This window comes from Aestuariivirga sp., assembly GCF_044239095.1.
Taxonomy (GTDB): Bacteria; Pseudomonadota; Alphaproteobacteria; order Rhizobiales; family Aestuariivirgaceae; genus Aestuariivirga.
The window spans coordinates 1-20,042 of record NZ_JBIICB010000051.1 but is presented as its reverse complement, the minus strand read 5'-3'; the positions used below and the strand labels follow the sequence as shown (position 1 = coordinate 20,042).

The following is a 20,042-nucleotide window of genomic DNA, read 5'->3' as shown; positions in this document are numbered from 1 at the left end:
CACCTTCAACCAGCCGATCAAGGTGGACGAAGTGGCGTGCTTCTCGAACACGTCGCCCGGCCTCTCGCTGCTGGCGCCCGGATTTCCGACCGAGACATCGTCTCTGAACGGCAGCTACGACCTCGCCTTCGGCGGCACGTCTGCGGCCGCCCCGCATGTGGCCGGCGCCTTCGCCCTGCTCAGGTCGAAGGTGCCCCAGGCGACCGTGTCACAAATGCTGGAGGCGCTCCGCGTCACGGGCAAGCCGGTGAGGGATTTCCGCACCGGACTCGTGACCCCGCGCATCGAGATTGCCAGGGCGCTCGACTATCTGCAGGGGAACTCGCAGCCCGTCATCGCTTACTCAAGCACCGGCGACGGCAGCGGAACGGTGAGCTTCTCACCTGCGGGCAGCCTCAACACCTGCTCCACCGCCTGCACCAACAGCTACCCCCTCGGAACGAAGGTCACGATGACCGCGCAACCCGGCAGTGGCATGCGGTTCCTCGGCTGGAGCGGAGCAGGCGGCGAATGCCGGGGTGCGGAAACCGCATGCACCCTCACCCTTGGCAAGGCGATGACGGAGGTTTCAGCCACCTTCGGCCGCGCCGCGGCTCCCCGGCCCAATCACACGCTGAGCTATGCAAAGAAGGGCACGGGTGGTGGAACGCTGCGGGCAACCATCGGCGGCACGGCGGCGGCCTGCGCCACAAGCTGCAGCACCACACAACCCGAAGGCACGCAGGTAACGCTCGCCGCCGAGCCGGATGGCAATTCCACCTTCTCCGGATGGTCGGGCGCCTGCACGGGCAGCGCGCCTACCTGCACTGTCACGCTGAACGCGGCTGCCGCAGTGGACGCCACCTTCCAGCCAAAAGCTGCTAGCGTGAGCTTCACGCTCAGCTACTTCCGGTCCGGCCCAGGCACTGTCCGCGCAACGGTCAACGGCGACGCCGCCACGTGCACAGGCACGGCCTGCAGCATCACCCGGCCTGCCGGTACGCTGGTCACGCTCACGGCCCAGCCCGATGCAAACGGCGTGTTCACCGGCTGGTCCGGGGCCTGCAGTGGCACCGCGACCACCTGCACCGTCACCTTGAGCACCGCGCGGGTCGCCATGGCGAATTTCGCTAACAAGCCGCGCATGGCGCGGAGATAACGCAAGACAGACGCCGCGGCGGCCACCCGCCGCGGCGCCTTTGCTTGGCCCTCTGCGGAGAATCCGGAACAGGGAACACCCCATCACCGACTGATCACGATTTTTTGTGAACGAAATCAATCGTTTTCACTCCCCTGAGGATGGTTTTTCGACCTTGAACTGACCTTGGGTAATTCATTAATCCTCCCTCAAAATACTACCTTAGGGGGATGAATATGCTGAAATGGTTTATCGGAGTCTTGCTTGCCCTGCCGATGATCATGGGCATGGAACCGGCAAAAGCATCCGAGCGTGTCCTTCTGGCCCCTCCCCCAACCGCCAAGTCGGCAGCCAGTTCCACATCCTTCGCCAAGGAAACAACCCCCGGAACCATCCGGAACCTGCGTGAACAAATCGGCCGCGCCAAGGATGGGCGTGTGCGCGTCATCGTCGGCTACCGGGTGCCCTTTGCGCCTGAGGCACGGCTGAACCCGCAGGAGCGCGCCCAGCAGCAGAAAGAAATCGCCGCGGCAGGCAAAAGCCTGCGCCGGGCATTCGCCGCCGCGGACAAGCGCGGGAAGGGCATCAGTGCCTTCGACAGCATTCCCTTCGCAGCAATGGAAGTGACGCAAAAGGAACTCGACCGCCTGCTGGCCGACCCCAACGTCCTCACCATCGCGGCAGACGAAGAGATGACGCCGCTGCTCACCCACTCCGTGCCGCTGATCGGGGCTCCCGTGGCGTGGCAAGCCGGGGCCTCGGGTGCGGGCCAGACAGTCGCCGTCATCGACCACGGCACGCAGACGGACCACCCCTTCCTGCGTGATGCGCAAGGAAAGTCGAAAACGGTCTATGAAGCTGTTTGCGTCTCTCCAGGTGGCTGCATTGCTGGAACTGGCAGGGCCGTCATGCAGACCTCGACCCAGAGTGCCTGGCATGGAACAGCGGTGGCAGGCATCATCGCGGGCAACCGTCCGGCTACAGCTGGCAGACCGGCTTTGACCGGCGTGGTGCCGGACGCCAATCTCATCGTCATCAGAACCTGGTATATCTCCGAAGTGCTGCTTGGCCTGCAGAAGATCTATGATCTTCGGCACCAGTTCAATATCGCCGCCGTGAACATCAGCCTTGGGATGGCTCAGGCACCCGGCTCTTGCGACTTCCGGAATCCCGCGATGAAAGCCGTCATCGATAATCTCAGGGCGTCAGGAACGGCCACCGTGGCGGCTGCGGGGAATGATTCTGACAAAACATCTGCCGGTTGGACGGGCGCGACGGACCGGATCATGTTCCCCGCATGTATTTCATCTGTCGTGAGCGTGGGGGCTGTTTATTCGTCCACCACTGGGCAAATCTATCCATGCACGGTACGCCAGCGGGTTACTCAGGACGAAGTGGCCTGCTTCTCCGACACGGCGCCCGGGCTTTCGCTTCTGGCGCCAAGTTTCCCAACGGAGTCATCAGGGCTTAATGGCAGCTACACCAGCTTCAGCGGCACATCGGCAGCGGCCCCGCACGTGGCTGCCGCCTTCGCCGCGCTCAGGTCGAAGGTGCCGAATGCGACTGTATCGCAGATGCTCGAAGCGCTTCGTGCCACCGGCAAACCGGTGAGGGACTACCGGACCGGACTCGTCACGCCCCGCATCCAGATCGACAAGGCGCTCGAACATCTCCTGAAAACCGCGCAGCCGTCCATCGACTACATCGCCAGAGGCGACGGCAGCGGCACGGTGAGTTTTGCCCCCAGCGGCAGCCTGACCACCTGCAGTAAGGACTGCACCAACGCCTATCCCGCCGGCACGCGGGTGACAATGACTGCGCGGCCGCAGCCGGGCATGCGGTTCGAGGGCTGGAGTGGCGCTGGCAGCTCTTGTGGCCGGGCCGATACTTGCGCCCTCACGGTATCCAACGCCGTGAAGGTCCAGGCGAATTTCATGAACCCGGATGCGCCCGTGAAGCTTGACTACAGCGCGTCGGGCAGTGGCAGCGGCACCATTCGCGTTCATGGCGCGGGATCGGCTAGCGAAACGTGCAGCGCTGCCGCCTGCTCGTTCAACTATCCCCGCGGCACGGAGGTCCGCGTCAATGTCCGCGCCGATGCAGGATCAACCCTCACGAGCCTGACCCACGGCCAATCCGGCGCCAGCACGCGGTTTGCGTGCACGGACGGGTGGTGCTCGGTCACGCTGTCGCAGAACACGCAAGTTCAGGCAACATTCGCAAGGTCCCCTGCGCCAAAGCCCAGCTTCACGCTCAGCTATTCCAGGGGCGGAACGGGGACGGGAACGCTCAGCGCCAGTGTTGGCGGGCAGCCTGTCGTCTGCGCCGGAGCCAGTTGCAGCACCAGACAGCCGGAGGGAACGCTCGTGACGCTCTCAGCGGCGGCCAGCGGCAATTCAAACTTCAGCGGCTGGTCAGGCGCGTGCAGCGGAAGTGCGCCAACCTGCACGCTGACCTTGAGGGCTGACGCATCGGTGGTGGGCACATTCCAGCCGAGGCCGGGCAACAACAATGTCACGCTGAGCTATCTCAGGACGGGCTCCGGCACCATCAGTGCCTCCGTCGATGGCACCTCCACCACCTGTGCGGCAAGCTGCACCATCACCCGGCCTTCCGGTACGCTGGTGACGCTGACGGCGCAGCCGGGCCCTGGTGCAGTCTTCGCCGGGTGGAGCGGATCCTGCAGGGGCACTGCGCCCACCTGCACGCTGAACCTGCGGGCAGGTGGCGTGGCGCTCGCCACCTTCCAGAACAGGCCGCGGACCACGGCCAGCAGCCAGTAAGACGCATTGGCGCAGCGTCGCCTGCTCAGGCATCGGCGGGGGGAGCGACCTCTGCCGACTGCAGCTTCCGGTGAGCCCGGAAGCTGACGGGGATGAGCACGAGATAGGCGATGCTGACGATTGTCAGGAACTCCCATGGGTAGGCGATCAGCATGACCACCGCGAGAGCCGCCAGCCCCAGAACAGGCAACACCATGTCGCCCCTGATGCGTCCCATGTTCTTGCCGGAAAAGGTAGGAATTCGGCTCACCATGAGGAGAGCCACCACGACGACGTAGGGTCCAATCACCATGGCCCAGCCATGACCATCGTCGATGAGTCCGAGGAAGCCAAGGTAAAATGGCAGAAGCGCCAGCCCCGCACCGGCGGGTGCTGGTGCGCCGGTGAAGAAACGGCCCGCCCAAGCGGGCTTGTTTGGATCATCCAGTGCCACGTTGAACCGCGCCAGACGCAAGGCACAGGCAATGGCGAGAACAAGGCAGATGACCCAGCCCAGCGTCTTCAGCGTGTTGAGCGACCACACATAGAGGAGGATGGCAGGCGCCACGCCGAAATTGACGAAGTCCGCCAGCGAGTCGAGCTCCGCGCCAAAGCGCGACGTGCCCTTGAGGAGGCGGGCAAGGCGCCCGTCAACCGCATCCAGCACCACGGCCAGCATGACGCAGGCAACGGCCAGCTCATAGCGCGCTTCCAGGGCCAGCCTGATCGCCGTGACGCCGCTGCACAGCGCCAGCAGCGTGATGAGGTTGGGAAGAAGATAGCGCACCGGCACCATGCGGAAGCGGCGCTGCGGGGGATTGGCGGCGACGGCGTGGTCGAGGCTTTCCTTCCCCTCCTCCATCAACTGGTGCGCCCCTGGCGGCCAGGCTCTTGTGAGGACAGATCGGCAAGTACCGTTTCGCCCGCAACCGCGCGCTGGCCGATGCATACCAGTGCCGGAACGCCCTTCGGCAGGTAGACATCGACACGGCTGCCGAACCGGATGAGGCCAAAGCGTTGCCCGGCGGACAGATACTCGCCCTCGTTCACGAATTTCACGATACGGCGCGCGACGAGACCTGCGATCTGCACGACACCGATCAACTGGCCGTTGGCGCGCTCCAGCGTCAGGGCCTGGCGCTCATTGTCGAGCGATGCCTTGTCGAGATCGGCGTTCAGGAAGAGGCCCGGCACATAGGCGATACGGCGGATGGCGGCATCAACTGGCGCGCGGTTCACGTGGACGTCGAACACGTTCATGAACACCGAGATGCGCGTGACGGGCTCCCGCGGCAGGTCGAGTTCGACCGGGGGTATCACCTCCTCGATGGCGCTGACGCGGCCATCGGCGGGAGAAATCACCAGCCCCTCGCGCAGCGGTGTGACGCGTTCCGGATCCCGGAAGAAATAGGCGCACCAAAGGGTGAGTACGACGCCCAACCAGGCGAGCGGCCCGGCATTGAGCCAGAACAGGAACAGGGTGACCGCGGCGAAGATCGCAACGAAGCGATAACCTTCGCGGTGGATGGGAACGAGGACCTCGGAAACGGATTTGGCGATGGACATCAGCTTGATGTAGCGACTCTGGGGTGTGTTGAAAAGCGTCTCTGCGCAAGAGAAATACGGCCGGGCCGGGCCGGGTCAGGGGGTCAGGCTTACCGCAAGCTTGCGGAGCACAGGGTCATCGAAGCCCTCCTCCTCGACCTGAATTTCCTTCAACTTCTCGCGGGCCTCATCGGCCTGGCGCTGGCGGTTCCACATCGCGGCATATACACCACCCTCGGCGAGGAGTGCGTCATGGGTACCGCGCTCGGCCACCTGCCCCTTGTCGAGCACGATGATCTCATCGGCATCGACAACGGTGGAGAGCCGGTGGGCGATGACCAGCGTGGTGCGGTTCTCGGAGACCTTCTTCAGCGCCTCCTGGATCTGGTGCTCCGTAAAGCTGTCCAGCGCCGAGGTCGCCTCGTCAAGGATCAGGATCGGCGGACCCTTGAGGATGGTCCGGGCAATCGAGACGCGCTGCTTCTCGCCGCCCGACAGCTTCAGGCCGCGCTCGCCCACCATCGAGTCATAGCCCTTGGGCAGGCTGATCACGAAATCGTGAATCTGCGCCATGCGGGCCGCTGCCTCGACCTCTTCGTCGGTGGCATCGGGGCGGCCGTAGCGGATGTTGTAGCGGATGGTGTCGTTGAACAGCACCGTGTCCTGCGGAACCATGCCGATGGCGGCGCGCAGCGACGTCTGTGTCACCTCCGAGATATCCTGGCCATCAATGAGAATGCGGCCAGCGCTCACCTCATAGAAGCGGTAGAGCAGGCGCGAGATGGTGGACTTGCCCGCGCCTGAAGGCCCGACGATGGCCACCGTCTTGCCCGGCGGAACGCGGAGCGACAGGTTCTTGAGGATCGGACGCTCCGGGTCATAGGCAAAGTTGACGTTCTCGAAGAGAACCTCGGCATCCCGGACCTTCAGCGGCTGGGCGCCGGGCTTGTCCTCGATCTCAGCATTGACCTTCAGCAGCGTGAACATCTGCTCGACATCGATCAGCCCCTGCTTGATCTCGCGGTAGGAGGATCCGATGAAGTTGAGCGGCATGTAGAGCTGGATCATCAGCGCATTGATCATCACGAAGTCGCCGACCGTTGCCGTGCCAGCCCGGACCGAGAGCGCCGACATCACCATCACGATGGTGAGGCCGATGGCGTAGACCACGGCCTGGCCGGAGTTCAGTACGGCAAGCGACACCCAGGTCTTGATCGCCGCCGTCTCATAGGCATCCATGGAGCGCGCATAGCGTCTGGCCTCATGCTCCTCGTTGCCGAAATACTTGACGGTCTCGAAATTGAGCAGGCTGTCAACCGCCTTGGTGTTGGCCTCCGTGTCCGCGGCATTCATGTCACGGCGGATGTTGATGCGCCATTCGGTGGCCGCATAGGTGAACCAGACATAGGCCAGCACCGTGCCGAGGATCACCAGCGCGTAAAGCCAGCCATAGGACCACGCGAGGATCGCAGCCACCAGTATGATTTCGAGAATGGTCGGGATGGTGTTGAACAGCGAGAACCGGAGCACCGTGTCGATGCCCATGGTCCCGCGCGAGACGATGCGGGAAAGACCGCCGGTGCGCCGCTCAAGGTGGAACTTGAGCGACAGCGCATGGAGATGCCGGAAGGTGCGGACGGCAAGTTCCCGCACCGCCCGCTGGCTGACGCGGGCGAACACCGCGTCGCGGATCTGTGCGAGAAGCACCATCATGATGCGGCCAACGCCATAAGCCAGCACAAGGAAAACCACGGCGGTGGCTGCCACCGCCGCCGCGCCCGCCTGGCCCGTCAGTGCATCGGTTGCATGCTTGAAGGCATAGGGCGTGGCAACCGTGACGACCTTGGAAAGCACCAGGGCCACCATGGCAAACACCACGCGTGCCTTGAGGCCCGGATGCCCGGCCGGCCACAGATAGGGAAGCATATCCCGCAGGATGGCCCACTGATCGCCATCCGCTGCGAGGGTCTTGTCCTGGATTGCAGGCGTCCGGCGGCTCATGATGACTGCATATAGGAGCAGGCCTCCACGAAGCGAAGCGGAAACCTACTCTGCCTGAGTGGCGTTTTCATCGGCCGTCAGCGGTTCGCGCCGATGCGGGTCGACGGTTTCGGCCTTCGGTGTAACTTCCGGCGTCCTGAAGACCTGTCCAGGATAGATGAGGTTCGGATTGCGGATCTGATCCTTGTTGGCCTCGTAAAGCGTGGTGAACTTGCTGCCGGTACCATAAAGCACGCGCGAGATCCGCCACAGGTTGTTGCCAGGCTGGATGACGATACGGCCCTCACGGGGCACAGCCGGGCTTGCGCTCTCAGGCGCAGGTGCGGCGGCAGCAGTCTCCTGCGCCGGGGCTGCCGGGGCGGCGACCGTCTCGGCCGGAGCGGGTTCCGGAGCCTCTGCGGTATTGCTGCCCCCCGCTTCGGTCTCCGTGGCGGGCTGCTCCGGTGCAGGCTCAGCAACGGCCGGTTGCTCCGCGGCAGGCTGTTCAGCGGCGGGTTGCTCCACGGCCGGCTGCTCAGCGACGGGCATTTCAGCCGCAGGCTGTTCGGCGGCGGGTTGCGCGGTTTCTGCCGCGGCGACGGGGGCCACAGCCGCATCGGCGGGCTCGCCTGCTGCTGTTGCCGGCGGCTGCTCTGCCTCGGCAGGTTCGGATGCTGCGGCAGGCTGTTCCGGCGCAGGTGCGGCGGGCTGCGTGGCCTCCGCGACCTTCGTCTGGTCTTCCCGGAAGAACGGCACTTCAACCCGGTTCAGCACATTGCCCTTGGCGTCCAACCCGTCCACCCGCAGGGAATGCACACCTTGCGAGATGGTTGCGGTACCAGCGAAGGTCCAGCGGCCATCTTCACCCACCGGAGCATCGCCCAGGAAATCGTTATCGACATAAATGCGTGCAGTATTGCCCTTCTCGCCCTGGCCCGAAAAGACGATATTGCCGGCTGTGTCGTAATCCACGGCATCAATGCTCACCAGCGTGGAGGGCTTCTGCTCTGCTTCTGCCTGTTCAGGGGCTGGCTGCTCAGACGCGGGTGCCGCTTCAGAGACTGGCTCTGCAGCAGGCGCCTCGGGCTTCTGGAGAACCTTGGTGGGCGCATCGGGGCTTACCACGGCGACCAGCGCTTTCTGTGTCTGGCCTTCCGGCACGATGACGGCGACGCTCTGCTCGGATGCAACAGGCTCCTTGTCTCCCTTACCGGTCGCTTCGATAGTGATTGCCCCGCTTCCAGCGGGTAACGGCTGTTCCGGAATGACGACGAAAGCGCCTTCAGTGTTTGCAACCGTCCGGCCGATCTCCTGGCCATCCAGCTTCACGACGACTTCCGATCCAGCCTCCGCGCGTCCGGCGATCACCGCCTCACCCGTCTTCTCGATGCGCACTGTGTCGAAGGCCGGAACTTCGGGCTTCTCGGTGTCGTTCGCAACAGTCCCGGCCTCGGCCGCTACGGGAGGTTCCGGCTGGACGGCGGCAGTCTGCTCAGGCTCCGGCTGTGCGGCCGTCTCACCGGCGGCGGCCGCAGGGGCTTCGGCAGTGGCAGGGGCTTCCGCTGCAGCAGGTGCTGCGGCAGTCGCTGCGGCGGTGGCAGGCGCTTCAGCCGCAGCAGGCGCCGCGGCAGGCGCTTCAGCCGTAGCAGGAGCTTCAGCCGCGGCAGGTGCTGCGGCAGTGGCAGGCGCTTCAGCCGTGGCAGGCGCTGCGGCAGTGGCGGGCGCTGCGGCAGTGGCGGGCGCCTCGGCAGTGGCGGGCGCCTCGGCAGTGGCGGGCGCCTCGGCAGCTGCCGGAGCTTCGGTGCTTGCGGGTGCCGCGGTTTGCGCAGGCGCTTCCGCGGCAGACGGCGTCGCCGACTCCGTGGTGGCCACGGCGGGAGCGGGCTGTCCCATCCACTGCTCGCGGGTCAAGCCAGCAATGCCAACGGCCGCCGCAATGGCGAGGCCGGTCAGTATCAAGATCGGTGTCGTGTTCTTCATGTCGTTGCAGTTCCCAAAGGAGCCCCTGCGGATGCGAAAGCCACTTCCCAAGAGCCAAGTCTCAGCTTTAATAGGCCTTCTACCGGAGTTTCGCAAAGAATTGCGTAGGATATTCCGGCTCCGGCAGGCCAAAATCAACCCGAATCAGCTTTTTGCGAGGAGTTAGCACATGAGTCCAGCCCGAAAGCTCTGCGTCTACTGTGGTTCCGGAACCGGCCGCAATCCGGCATATCTGACCGCAGCGCGCAGTCTCGGAAAGTCGCTGGCTGATGCCGGAATCGGGCTCGTCTACGGTGGAGGCAGCCTCGGGCTGATGGGTGAAGTGGCCCGCGCCGTTCTCGACAACAGCGGACACGTGACGGGTATCATCCCAGAGTTCCTCGCCAGCCGGGAGCGCATGCTGACCAATGTGAACGAACTCGTCGTCACCGCGGACATGCATGAGCGCAAGATGACCATGTTCGCCCGGGCTTCGGGTTTCGTCGCACTTCCAGGCGGCCTCGGCACACTCGAGGAACTCGCCGAAATCTCAACCTGGGCGCAGCTCGGCCAGCACCAGAAGCCGATCATTCTTTGCAATATCGAGGGTTACTGGGACCCGCTGGTGACCCTGCTCGACCATATGCGGGCAGAACGCTTCATCCGCGAGGGACTGGAATTCGGCATGGACGTGGTGACGCGCGCGGAGGACGTGGTTCCTGCCTTCGAGCACCGCCTCAAGACGACGCCAGAGCTCATCCCGGAGCAGCCCTTGCTGAACAAGATGTAGCTCAGGCCGGCTCCATCTCCTGCCGCCTCGAGCGTTCATCCCGGATCGCCGCCACCGAGAAGATTGCAAGCGCCACCCAGATGACGATGAAGGAGGCGAGCTTGATTGCATCCATCGGCTCGCCGAAAATGAAAACCGCCGTCAGGAAGACGAGCGAGGGCGATATGTACTGCAGCAGCCCCGCCGTCGAGTAGCGGATGCGGCGGATCGAGGCGGCGTAAAGCATGAGGGATGCCGCCGTCATCACCCCGCAGCCGATCAGCATCGAGGTATTGAACACCGAGGTGCCGAAAAAGGCTTCGCCGCGGGAGGAAAGCCACCATTGAGCGCCAAGAAGCGGCAGGGCGATGATCGCGACCTCGATCAGGAAGCCCTGGGTGGGGCCAACCGGGATCGTCTTTCGAAGAAAGCCATAAAGGCAGAATGTGACGGCCAGCATCAGGCCGAGCCACGGGATATGGCCAAGCGCCACCGTCTGCACCAGTACCGCCACCGAGGCCAGCGCCAGCGCCCATTTCTGCGGCGCCGTGAAACGCTCGCCGAGGAACAGGTAGCCCATGACCACGTTCAGCAGCGGATTGATGAAATAGCCAAGGCTCGACTCCAGCGTGCGGCCCTGCCCGATCGACCAGACGTAGAAGCCCCAGTTGAACACGATGAGGCAGGAGGTGAGGGCCAGGATCGCCAGGTTCCGCGGGCTTGCCAGCGCGCGCCTGACGTCCGGCCACTGGTTGAGATACCACACCACCGCTATGGCGATGGGCAGCGCCCACAGGCCGCGGTTGACGGCGATCTCGACAGGGGAAATGTGGCGGATGAGCCCGAAATAGGTCGCCATCCCACCCCATACGAGATGCGCCATGACAGCCAGCACCACGCCCGTCTCGGCAGCCGTCAGCGTACGTGACGTCTGGCCTTCATCGGTAATCGCCATGTGAGCCCTTTAGACCCTCGGGGCCATGCCGATCAAACCCGCGCCGCACATGGTCTCATGCCCGGCGCGCATGTCCGGGCGGCCGTCAGGAGGCCTCCACCCCGTTTCGCACCAGCTTGTAGATGATGGCATCCGACAAGGCCTGGAAGGATGCCTCGACGATGTTGGGCGAAACGCCGACCGTGAACCAGCGGTTGCCCCCGCCATCCCGGCTCTCGATCAGAACGCGCGTGGTGGCGCCCGTGCCGCCGTTCAGGATGCGGACCTTGAAGTCCACGAGCTCCATGTCGCCAATGAAGCCCTGGTACCTGCCGAGGTCCTTGCGGAGGGCCACGTCCAGCGCGTTGACGGGGCCGTTGCCCTCGCCCGCGTTGAGATAGACCTGGCCATCGACCTTTACCTTCACCACGGCCTCCGAGATCATCTCCCGGCCGCGCTCCTCCACGATCACGCGGTAGGAAAGGACGTCGAAGTAATTCGGCACGGTGCCGAGCGCGCGCCTCGCCAGCAGTTCGAAGGAGGCGTCAGCTCCGTCATAGGCATAGCCCTGCGACTCGCGCTCCTTCACGTCACGCAGAAGAGCATCAAGGCGGCTGTCATCCTTTGTGACCGCGATACCAATGCGCTGGAGTGCGGCGATAAGGTTGGACTTGCCGGCCTGGTCAGACACCAGCACCTGCCGGCGGTTGCCGACGGCCTCGGGAGGCACATGTTCATAGGTCTCCGGCTCCTTCATCAGGGCCGAAGCATGGATGCCAGCCTTGGTGGCGAAGGCGCTCTTTCCGACATAGGGCGCCTGCTTGTTGGGCGAGCGGTTCAGAAGCTCGTCGAAGGCGCGCGAGATGTGGGTGAGCTCGGCCAGCCGTTCGGCGCCGATCCCGGTTTCGAAGCGGGCGGCGTAATGCGGCTTGAGGACCAGCGTGGGGATGATGGAGACGAGATTGGCGTTGCCGCAACGCTCGCCGATGCCGTTGAGCGTGCCCTGGATCTGCCTGACGCCGGCCTCCACGGCGGCCAACGAATTGGCGACCGCATGCTCGGTGTCATTATGGGCATGGATGCCAAGATGGGTGCCCGGGACATGGCGTCCGACGGCGTGGACGATTTCGGAGACTTCCGCGGGAAGTGTTCCGCCATTGGTGTCGCACAGCACCACCCAGCGCGCACCGGCCTTCCAGGCTTCCTCGGCGCAGGCAAGCGCATAGGCCGGATTAGCCTTGTAGCCATCGAAGAAATGCTCGCAGTCGATCAGCACCTCCCTGCCCGCGGCACTGGCGGCCTCGACCGTCTGGCGGATCGACTCGAGGTTCTCCTCGTTGGTGCAGCCCAGGGCCACGCGCACGTGATAGTCCCATGCCTTCGCCACGAAACAGAGAGCGCCGGCCCTGGCGCCCAGCAGCTGCTGGAGCCCCGCATCGTTGGACACGGAGCGGCCTGCACGCTTGGTCATTCCGAAGGCCGTGAAGGTAGCATTCGTTTTCCGGTCTGCGGCAAAGAGCGCGGTGTCCGTCGGGTTGCCGCCCGGATAGCCACCCTCAATGTAGTCGACGCCCAGCTGGTCAAGGAGACCCATGACGACGAGCTTGTCTTCGAGCGAGAAATCGACGCCCGGCGTCTGCTGCCCGTCGCGCAACGTCGTGTCAAAAAGGTAGATGCGTTCGCGGTTCATGTCACTGCTCATCGTAATGGTGCCGTCATCCCGGCGAAGGCCGGGATCCAGCTTCGAACGGTCACCGCGGAAAAAGCTGGACCCCGGCCTTCGCCGGGGTGACGCCAACTGGAGAAGCGAGATGTGAGTGAAAGCCCGCTCACCGCTTCACCTCCCAGCTCGTCGTGCCGTCCTTGTTGTCCTTGATGGCGATGCCCATTTTCGCCAGCTCGTCGCGCAAACGGTCGCTCTCGGCCCAGTTCTTGGCCTTGCGGGCGTCGAGGCGGGCAGTGATCAAGCCATTCACAGTCGCCTCGTCCACAGCCGTCTCGGCCTTGGGCGATGAAAGCTTGCCAGCGAAGCCCAAGGCCTTCAGCGTTTCGCCGAGCTCGTTCTGCGCACCGGGCCGGTCGAGGGCATGAAGCTCGGCGATGGCTTTCGGGGTGTTCAGGTCATCACTCAGCGCTTCGAGCACGGAATTGCCGATCTTCCCGGGCTCGGCGTGAACCGCGCCCGCATTGTTGAAGAACCCCTCGAGAATGCGCCAGCTCTCCTCAAGGCTCTTGAGCGTCCAGTCGATGGGCTGCCGGTAATGGGTGCGCAGCATGTTGAAGCGCAGCACGTCGCCCGGCCAGTCCTTGAGGAGCTCGTTGATGGTCAGAAAATTGCCGAGGCTCTTCGACATCTTCTGGCCCTCGACCTGCAGGAAGCCGTTATGCATCCAGACATTGGCCATCACGCTGTGGCCGAAGGCACAGCGCGTCTGGGCGATCTCGTTCTCGTGATGCGGGAAGACGAGGTCGATGCCGCCGCCGTGGATGTCGAAGACCTCGCCCAGATGCTTCCAGCTCATGGCCGAGCACTCGATGTGCCAGCCGGGGCGGCCGCGGCCCCAGGGGCTGTCCCAGCCGGGTGTCTCGTCATCGGAGGGCTTCCACAGCACAAAGTCCATGTCGCCGCGCTTGTAGGGCGCGACATCGACGCGCGCACCCGCCAGCATCTCATCCAGCGACCGGCGGGAAAGCTGGCCATAGTCCTTCATGCTCGGCACGTTGAACAGCACATGGCCATCAGCCGAATAGGCATGGCCATTGGCGATGAGCCGCTCAATGATGGCGATCATCTCCGCGATGTGCTCGGTGGCGCGCGGCTCCACCGTGGGGGGCAGAACGCCAAGCGCTGCGATGTCTGCGTGGAACTGCTTTGTCGTTCGCTCCGTCACCTCAGCGATGGGCACCCCCTCCGCCCGCGCCTTGGCGTTGATCTTGTCATCGACGTCAGTGATGTTGCGGACATAGGTGACATGGTCAGCGCCATAAATCTGGCGCAGCAGGCGGAACAGCACGTCGAAGACGATGACCGGGCGCGCATTGCCGATGTGGGCGTAATCCCACACTGTGGGACCGCAGACATACATCCGCACATTTTTAGAGTCCAAGGGGATCAACTCCTCCTTGGTGCGGGTCAGCGTGTTGTAGAGGCGCAAAGACATGTCGGTCCTCGAGGCTTGCCGGCCCGGGGTACGCTTTGTCTTGGATTTAGGTCAAGCGGCGCCCTGCCAGCGGATGTTTGCTAGCTGCAAATAATAATGCCGCAGGAGGCGGCGGTGGCGGGGCAGCGGGTCATTTCGGGGCGCACCATGCGTCAGCCGCCAGCCGAGGTCAAGGGTTTGGGCAAATGCGGGCTTGCCATGCGGTTTCAGGCCTTCCGGCGGGGAAGGCACCCGGCTATTGCCCTCTCCCCATGAACCATGCCGAACACAGACAGCACCGGATCGGGCTCCTTCTGGTGGCAGCCGCAGCCATGACGTGGTCGACCTCCGGGCTGTTCGTTCGCAACATCTCGGCTGACCTGATGACCCTGCTGTTCTGGCGGGGCGTTTTCTCAGGCGCCGCGGTCTTCGCACTATTCCTTTACATGGAACGCGGCCGGAGCCTTGCCATCATCCGCTCCCTGCGCTGGCCGGCACTGGCGGTGGCGCTGCTTTCCGCCGCCGGCATGATCACGGGGATCGGCGCGCTCAAGAACACGACGGTTGCCGATGCCATGGTGATCTATGCGACGGTTCCCTTCGTGACGGCGGCGCTGGCCTATCTCGTCATCGGCGAGCGCCCCTCCCGCTCCACCCTCATCGGCAGCACCGTGGCGCTGCTGGGCGTCGGCGTCATGCTGTGGGGGGCGGAAATGGGGGGCAGCCTGTTCGGCCAGTTCCTCGCCGTGCTGATGACGCCCTCGATGGCGGGCTTCACCACCATCATGCGCCTGTACCGGGGCGTGCCGATGCTGCCGGCCATGGCGTTTTCAGCCTGGATCTGCGCCTTTGCGTGCTTCTGGTTCGCCGATCCGCTCTCGATTTCGCAGCAGGACCTGATGCTCTGCATTGCCTTCGGTATCGTGCAGAATGCTGCGGGGCTTGCGCTCTATACCTTCGGGTCGAAACGGGTACCCGCGGCGGAGGCCACCCTGCTTGCCGCACTTGAAGTGCCGGTTACACCGCTCTGGGTGTTCGTCTTCCTGGGCGAGGTTCCAGCCCCGCAAACGCTGCTGGGCGGCGGAATCGTGCTTGCCGCCCTGTTCATGCACATCCTGTCGGAATTCCGCCGCAGGCCATCGGCGGCGACATAAAGCATGATCCGCAAAAGTGGAAACCACTTTTGCGACAAGATCATGCTCAAGCCATTGATCTTGCACGAGTTCCTTTCGACCAGGTGAGTCCATCTGGCCGGAACGCGCGCGAAGCCGTTTGTCCTACCCCAGGACCTTGGCGGTCTGGCCGAACAGGACTTTCCGGTCATCATCCGTCATCGGCTGAAACCTGGTGGCCTCGCTCTCCGCATAGACCTTCTGAACCGCAGGCCGCGCCTTGATGGCCTCGAACCAGCGGGTGAGGTGCCGGAAGTCGGCAAGATTCTGGCCGTGCCGCTCATGGGGGACGACCCAGGGATAGGCCGCCATGTCCGCAATTGAGTATTCACCAGCCAAAAAAGGCCGGTCAGCGAGCCGCTTGTTCATCACGCCATAGAGACGGTTGGTTTCCTTCACATAGCGGTCAATGGCATAGGGGATCTTCTCTGCCGCATAGTTGGCGAAGTGCCCGTTCTGCCCTGCCATGGGCCCGAGGCCGCCGACCTGCCAGAACAACCATTGCAGCACCTCAGCACGGCCGCGCACATCCGGCGGAATGAACTTGCCCGTCTTCTCCGCGAGATAAAGCAGGATGGCGCCCGACTCGAACAGCGAGATTGGCTCCCCGCCACCAGCGGGGGCATGATCCACGATGGCGGGCATACGGTTGTTGGGCGAGATCTTCAGGAAGTCCGGCTTGAACTGGTCACCTTTGCGGATATCCACCGGGTGAATGCGGTAGGAAACGCCCGCCTCCTCCAGGAAGATCGTGATCTTGTGACCGTTCGGTGTTGGCCAGTGATAGAGATCGATCATGGGATGTCCGCCTTCCGTAACTCTTTTGGTTACAGATAATTCTTGCCTGTCAAGTCTTCAAGGCCTTCTCGACCTCGATCACGTGATCACTCCGCCGCTTCGACCATGTCGTCGTCATCCGCTTTGGGGTGCGAGGCCATTTCCTTCTTGATTTCCTCGGCCACGAGGAATGACAGCTCCAGGGCCTGCGCGGCGTTGAGGCGTGGGTCGCAAAAGGTGTGGTAGCGGTCGTTCAGGTCCTCGTCGCGGAGTGCGCGGAGACCGCCGGTGCATTCGGTGACGTCCTTGCCGGTCATTTCGACATGGATGCCGCCGGCGTGGGTGCCTTCGGCCTGGTGCACGCCCATGAAACGGCGGACTTCGCCCAGCACCGCCTCGAAGGGGCGGGTCTTGTAACCGCTCGTCGACTTCACCGTGTTGCCGTGCATCGGGTCACAGGACCAGACGACGACCTTGCCCTCACGCTTTACCGCGCGGATCAGCTCGGGCAGGTGCTTTTCCACCTTGTCGACGCCGAAGCGGGCAATGAGCGTCAGGCGGCCCGGCTCATTGTCCGGGTTCAGGGCATCGATCAACCTGATCAACTCGTCGGGCTTCAGCGAGGGGCCGCACTTGAGGCCGATCGGGTTCTTAACCCCGCGCATGAACTCGACATGGGCGTGGTCCGGCTGGCGGGTGCGGTCGCCGATCCACAGCATGTGGCCGGAGGTGGCATACCAGTCTCCGCTCGTCGAATCGACGCGGGTGAGCGCCTGCTCGAAGCCCAGCAGCAGCGCCTCATGGCTGGTGAAGAAATCCGTGGTGCGGAGCTGCGGGGCGGTGTCGGCATTGATGCCGCAGGCGCGCATGAAGCCGACAGCCTCCGTGATGCGGTCCGAAATCTCCTGATAGCGTTCGTAGGCGGGCGAATCCTTCAGGAAGTCGAGGGTCCATTTGTGGACGTGCTCGAGGTTCGCGTAGCCACCCTGCGCGAAGGCGCGCAGCAGGTTCAAGGTGGCGGCCGACTGGCGGTAGGCCATGATCTGGCGTTCCGGATCCGGGCGGCGGGCCTCGAGAGTGGCATCCGCACCGTTCACGATGTCACCGCGATAGATCGGAAGCTCGACCCCCCCGATGGTCTCGGTCGGCGAGGAGCGCGGCTTGGCGAACTGGCCGGCAATCCGGCCAACCTTGACCACGGGCTGCCCGCCCGCGAATGTCAGCACGACCGACATCTGCAGGAAAACGCGGAAGAAATCCCGGATGTTATCCGCCGAATGCTCCGCGAAGCTCTCAGCGCAGTCACCACCCTGCAGGAGGAAACCCTTCCCCTCCGCGACGCGCGCCAGCTTGCGCTTCAGCTTGCGGGCCTCGCCTGCGAAGACCAAGGGCGGAAATCCGGCAAGTTGCGCCTCAACCGACTGCAACTTTGCCTTGTCATCGTAATCCGGCACCTGCACGACCGGAAAATGCCGCCAGCTGTCAGGTGTCCAGTTCGTCGCCATGTCTCAACTCCACACCGGGGCTTGGGCCCCTTCCCCTCGGTTCATCAGTTGGCGGGAGCTATACACGCCTCCGCGCAGGGTTTCCAGTCCACCGGGCCTGACTTGTGCAGATGCGGCATGAGAGGCCCGGGGGCCAACTTGAAATTGATGCATTTCGCGGTGCATGATCAGCCTTATCCGCTTTGCGGTAGAAGGGTTTTTCATGTCCGGTAACGTCCCGGTCTTCTGGGTTCTGGTCGGTTTCAACGCGATCTTTCTGGGAATTTTCGTTTTCAGGCGGGTCGCCGGCATGCCACCACTTGCCGGTCCGCTTGCCCTTCTGTCACAGGGCATATTCGTCGCCGTCACCTGCCTGTTCTTCTTCCAGGAGGAAGCGCAGCAACTGCTCAACTGGCTGATTGGGTTGCTCTGAACCGCTGCAGGAAAGCAGCTTCCGCCGTCTTGAACGGGACCTGCCGGTCAACATCCCAATAGCGCAGGTTGGTGAGTGAGATCGGGTCCCCCGTTGCCGCACAGCGCACATAGTCGCCTTCCCGAACGACTTGAAAGTCGGCGTCGAGATATCTGATCTTGGCCTCGCGGCGCTGCGGCATCGGCTGGTCAAGAAAGTTCATGCCTGATCCATAGTCCATTCCATCCCCGATTTGAAGCCGTCCAGGTTGGACTTGCCAGAACAAATGCGTATAGAGTTGACCATCATGACACATCAGACACTCCTCGATGCCTACGCCAGGCTGACCGTCAAGACCGGTCTCAACATCCAGAGCGGACAACAATTGCTGATTACGGCGCCCCTCGACGCCGTGCCGCTGGTTCGCCGCGTCACCGAGCACGCGTACCGCGCGGGGGCAAGTCTGGTCACCACGATCTATGCCGACGACGAGACGACCCTCGCGCGCTACCTCCATGCGCCTGAGGAAGCCTTCGACGCGGCTCCGGACTGGTTGTTCAACGGCATGGCGGAGGCCTTCAAGGGCGGAGCCGCCCGCCTCGCGATCGCAGGCGAGAACCCGGCGCTGCTCGCAGGCCAGGATCAGGGAAGGCTTTCAAGGGCGAACAAGGCACGTTCCAAGGCCTACCGGCCCGCACTCGAATTGATCACCGGATTTACCATCAACTGGTGTGTGATCGCAGCGGCAACGCCCGCATGGGCAAAATCCGTGTTTCCGGACCTGCCCGCGGAGGAAGCACTGGACCGGCTCTGGCAAGCCATCTTCGCGTGCACAAAGGCCGACCAGCCCGACCCCATCGCAGTATGGGAAGCGCACAATGCAGATTTGCGCCGGCGCACCGACTTCCTGAACGGGCGGCGTTACCGTGCCCTGAAATACACCGGCCCCGGGGTTGACCTCATGCTGGGCCTTGCCGAGGATCACTTCTGGAAGGGCGGCGGCGGCATGGCGCTGAACGGCGTGTTCTGCAACGCCAACATCCCGACGGAGGAAGTCTTCACCGCGCCCCATAAAGACATGGTGGACGGCATCGTGTGCTCCTCGAAGCCACTCTCGCACCAGGGTTCCCTCATCGACGGCATCCGCGTGCGCTTCGAGCGCGGCCGCATCGTGGAAATGTCGGCCGAAAAGGGTGAGGAAGCCTTCCGCAGCCTGATTTCCACGGACGAAGGTGCCGCACGGCTCGGCGAAGTGGCGCTCGTGCCCCATTCCTCGCCGATCTCGAAGAGCGGCATCATCTTCAACAACACCCTGTTCGACGAGAATGCGGCAAGCCACATCGCGGTCGGCCAATCCTACACCGAGAACATCCGCGACGGCTCAAAGCGCTCCAAGGAAGAACTGGCCGCCCTGGGCGCCAACGCCAGCCTCGTCCACGTGGACTGGATGATCGGCTCCGGCGAACTCGACGTCGACGGCATCCTTGCCGACGGCAAGTCTGAGGCACTCATGCGCAAGGGTGAGTGGGCGATCTGAACGCGGACGGGGCCGGCGTGTCGGCACGTTTGACTAGTTGGGACGCACCTCACGTACAGTCACCCCCGCACAGCCAGCCCCCGTGCAGGCAGACGCACGCGCGGGAGAGAAGGTCGCTCTCACGGACTGGGCCCGCGACAAGGTCAGGGTGCAGGGAGCGGTTCCGGAACAGTTGCGGTTGCCTGACCATCCGAGGAATGCCGATCCGGGCTGGGACGTGGCTGTGAGCGTAACGACCGTGCCCGACACGTAACGGTTCGTGCATCTTCCAGCGCAGTTCGCGACCTGTCCGGCAGGCGAGAAGGCAACCGTGCCTGCTCCCTTGCCGGCCTTGGTATAGCTCAGGGCGTAGATAGGAAGTTTCCTGAAGCTCGCCTTCAATGACATTGCTCTGGTCATCGTCACGGTACACGGTCCGGTTCCTGAGCAGCCGCGGATTCCCGACCAGCCCGCG

The 20,042-nt window shown here is 63.8% G+C and carries 17 protein-coding genes; 6 read left to right on the top strand and 11 right to left on the bottom strand.

Translation table 11 applies throughout. The annotated features are described in order from the left end of the window. Together ACILRA_RS07050 and ACILRA_RS07045 are read left to right on the top strand one after the other, a co-directional pair. A partial coding sequence (locus ACILRA_RS07050) for a S8 family serine peptidase (protein ID WP_395661388.1) occupies window positions 1–1,138 on the top strand: 1,138 nt, incomplete at its 5' end. Between the two features lie 215 nt (window positions 1,139–1,353). After that, window positions 1,354–3,900 carry a S8 family serine peptidase gene (locus ACILRA_RS07045; RefSeq protein WP_395661387.1) on the top strand — a complete coding sequence of 849 codons (2,547 nt, stop codon included), beginning with the start codon at window positions 1,354–1,356 and terminating at the stop codon, window positions 3,898–3,900. Window positions 3,901–3,925: 25 nt separating this feature from the next. On the opposite strand, the gene ACILRA_RS07040 is transcribed toward ACILRA_RS07045, so the two are convergent. From ACILRA_RS07040 to ACILRA_RS07025, 4 genes are all read right to left on the bottom strand, one after another. Continuing rightward, on the bottom strand, window positions 3,926–4,741 hold the full coding sequence (locus tag ACILRA_RS07040; RefSeq protein ID WP_395661390.1) for a CDP-alcohol phosphatidyltransferase family protein: 816 nt from the start codon (window positions 4,739–4,741) through the stop codon (window positions 3,926–3,928). Next, on the bottom strand, window positions 4,741–5,445 hold the full coding sequence (locus tag ACILRA_RS07035) for a phosphatidylserine decarboxylase (RefSeq protein ID WP_395661386.1): 705 nt from the start codon (window positions 5,443–5,445) through the stop codon (window positions 4,741–4,743). The genes ACILRA_RS07040 and ACILRA_RS07035 overlap by 1 nt, the downstream gene beginning before the upstream one ends. A 75-nt stretch (window positions 5,446–5,520) precedes the next feature. Beyond that, window positions 5,521–7,425 carry an ABCB family ABC transporter ATP-binding protein/permease gene (locus ACILRA_RS07030; protein WP_395661385.1) on the bottom strand — a complete coding sequence of 635 codons (1,905 nt, stop codon included), beginning with the start codon at window positions 7,423–7,425 and terminating at the stop codon, window positions 5,521–5,523. Window positions 7,426–7,470: 45 nt separating this feature from the next. Then, a complete protein-coding gene (locus ACILRA_RS07025) occupies window positions 7,471–9,384 on the bottom strand; it encodes a LysM peptidoglycan-binding domain-containing protein (RefSeq protein ID WP_395661384.1) in 1,914 nt (637 codons plus the stop codon). Window positions 9,385–9,553: 169 nt separating this feature from the next. Between ACILRA_RS07025 and ACILRA_RS07020 the strand changes: the two genes are divergently transcribed. Next, complete coding sequence (locus tag ACILRA_RS07020) at window positions 9,554–10,153, top strand: TIGR00730 family Rossman fold protein (protein ID WP_395661383.1); 600 nt, start codon at window positions 9,554–9,556, stop codon at window positions 10,151–10,153. 1 nt (window position 10,154) lies between these two features. Here ACILRA_RS07020 and rarD read toward each other — a convergent pair whose 3' ends face one another. The 3 genes from rarD to cysS form a co-directional block, all read right to left on the bottom strand. After that, window positions 10,155–11,087 (bottom strand): EamA family transporter RarD, encoded by a 933-nt coding sequence (rarD, locus tag ACILRA_RS07015; RefSeq protein ID WP_395661382.1) that lies wholly within the window; start codon window positions 11,085–11,087, stop codon window positions 10,155–10,157. 85 nt (window positions 11,088–11,172) lie between these two features. Then, the gene (gene cimA, locus ACILRA_RS07010; RefSeq protein ID WP_395661381.1) at window positions 11,173–12,756 is read right to left on the bottom strand and encodes a citramalate synthase; all 1,584 of its coding nucleotides are present in this window, start codon (window positions 12,754–12,756) and stop codon (window positions 11,173–11,175) included. A gap of 139 nt (window positions 12,757–12,895) precedes the next feature. Beyond that, complete coding sequence (gene cysS, locus ACILRA_RS07005) at window positions 12,896–14,227, bottom strand: cysteine--tRNA ligase (protein WP_395661380.1); 1,332 nt, start codon at window positions 14,225–14,227, stop codon at window positions 12,896–12,898. A 251-nt stretch (window positions 14,228–14,478) separates the two neighbouring features. On the opposite strand from cysS, the gene ACILRA_RS07000 reads away from it, so the two are divergent. Then, complete coding sequence (locus tag ACILRA_RS07000; RefSeq protein ID WP_395661379.1) at window positions 14,479–15,360, top strand: DMT family transporter; 882 nt, start codon at window positions 14,479–14,481, stop codon at window positions 15,358–15,360. Window positions 15,361–15,483: 123 nt separating this feature from the next. Here the strand turns inward: ACILRA_RS07000 and ACILRA_RS06995 are convergent, their stop codons facing one another. Together ACILRA_RS06995 and ACILRA_RS06990 are read right to left on the bottom strand one after the other, a co-directional pair. Beyond that, on the bottom strand, window positions 15,484–16,176 hold the full coding sequence (locus ACILRA_RS06995; RefSeq protein ID WP_395661378.1) for a glutathione S-transferase N-terminal domain-containing protein: 693 nt from the start codon (window positions 16,174–16,176) through the stop codon (window positions 15,484–15,486). Window positions 16,177–16,262: 86 nt separating this feature from the next. Next, a complete protein-coding gene (locus tag ACILRA_RS06990) occupies window positions 16,263–17,660 on the bottom strand; it encodes a class II 3-deoxy-7-phosphoheptulonate synthase (RefSeq protein ID WP_395661377.1) in 1,398 nt (465 codons plus the stop codon). A gap of 163 nt (window positions 17,661–17,823) precedes the next feature. Here ACILRA_RS06990 and ACILRA_RS06985 point away from each other — a divergent pair, with 163 nt between their 5' ends. Continuing rightward, the gene (locus ACILRA_RS06985; protein ID WP_395661376.1) at window positions 17,824–18,072 is read left to right on the top strand and encodes a hypothetical protein; all 249 of its coding nucleotides are present in this window, start codon (window positions 17,824–17,826) and stop codon (window positions 18,070–18,072) included. On the opposite strand, the gene ACILRA_RS06980 is transcribed toward ACILRA_RS06985, so the two are convergent. Further along, window positions 18,047–18,274 (bottom strand): DUF2093 domain-containing protein, encoded by a 228-nt coding sequence (locus ACILRA_RS06980; RefSeq protein WP_395661375.1) that lies wholly within the window; start codon window positions 18,272–18,274, stop codon window positions 18,047–18,049. The two genes, ACILRA_RS06985 and ACILRA_RS06980, sit on opposite strands and share 26 nt — an antisense overlap. Window positions 18,275–18,358: 84 nt before the next feature. Between ACILRA_RS06980 and ACILRA_RS06975 the strand changes: the two genes are divergently transcribed. Beyond that, the gene (locus ACILRA_RS06975) at window positions 18,359–19,588 is read left to right on the top strand and encodes an aminopeptidase (RefSeq protein ID WP_395661374.1); all 1,230 of its coding nucleotides are present in this window, start codon (window positions 18,359–18,361) and stop codon (window positions 19,586–19,588) included. A 33-nt stretch (window positions 19,589–19,621) separates the two neighbouring features. Here the strand turns inward: ACILRA_RS06975 and ACILRA_RS06970 are convergent, their stop codons facing one another. Then, window positions 19,622–19,975 (bottom strand): hypothetical protein, encoded by a 354-nt coding sequence (locus ACILRA_RS06970; protein WP_395661389.1) that lies wholly within the window; start codon window positions 19,973–19,975, stop codon window positions 19,622–19,624. Window positions 19,976–20,042 lie beyond the last annotated feature (67 nt).

Coding starts and splice junctions, on each gene's coding strand:
- ACILRA_RS07045 (WP_395661387.1), top strand. CDS start 1,354: ATGCTGAAATGGTTTATCGGAGTCTTGCTTGCCCTGCCGATGATCATG.
- ACILRA_RS07040 (WP_395661390.1), bottom strand. CDS start 4,741: ATGGAGGAGGGGAAGGAAAGCCTCGACCACGCCGTCGCCGCCAATCCC.
- ACILRA_RS07035 (WP_395661386.1), bottom strand. CDS start 5,445: ATGTCCATCGCCAAATCCGTTTCCGAGGTCCTCGTTCCCATCCACCGC.
- ACILRA_RS07030 (WP_395661385.1), bottom strand. CDS start 7,425: ATGAGCCGCCGGACGCCTGCAATCCAGGACAAGACCCTCGCAGCGGAT.
- ACILRA_RS07025 (WP_395661384.1), bottom strand. CDS start 9,384: ATGAAGAACACGACACCGATCTTGATACTGACCGGCCTCGCCATTGCG.
- ACILRA_RS07020 (WP_395661383.1), top strand. CDS start 9,554: ATGAGTCCAGCCCGAAAGCTCTGCGTCTACTGTGGTTCCGGAACCGGC.
- rarD (WP_395661382.1), bottom strand. CDS start 11,087: ATGGCGATTACCGATGAAGGCCAGACGTCACGTACGCTGACGGCTGCC.
- cimA (WP_395661381.1), bottom strand. CDS start 12,756: ATGAACCGCGAACGCATCTACCTTTTTGACACGACGTTGCGCGACGGG.
- cysS (WP_395661380.1), bottom strand. CDS start 14,227: ATGTCTTTGCGCCTCTACAACACGCTGACCCGCACCAAGGAGGAGTTG.
- ACILRA_RS07000 (WP_395661379.1), top strand. CDS start 14,479: ATGAACCATGCCGAACACAGACAGCACCGGATCGGGCTCCTTCTGGTG.
- ACILRA_RS06995 (WP_395661378.1), bottom strand. CDS start 16,176: ATGATCGATCTCTATCACTGGCCAACACCGAACGGTCACAAGATCACG.
- ACILRA_RS06990 (WP_395661377.1), bottom strand. CDS start 17,660: ATGGCGACGAACTGGACACCTGACAGCTGGCGGCATTTTCCGGTCGTG.
- ACILRA_RS06985 (WP_395661376.1), top strand. CDS start 17,824: ATGATCAGCCTTATCCGCTTTGCGGTAGAAGGGTTTTTCATGTCCGGT.
- ACILRA_RS06980 (WP_395661375.1), bottom strand. CDS start 18,274: ATGAACTTTCTTGACCAGCCGATGCCGCAGCGCCGCGAGGCCAAGATC.
- ACILRA_RS06975 (WP_395661374.1), top strand. CDS start 18,359: ATGACACATCAGACACTCCTCGATGCCTACGCCAGGCTGACCGTCAAG.
- ACILRA_RS06970 (WP_395661389.1), bottom strand. CDS start 19,975: ATGTCATTGAAGGCGAGCTTCAGGAAACTTCCTATCTACGCCCTGAGC.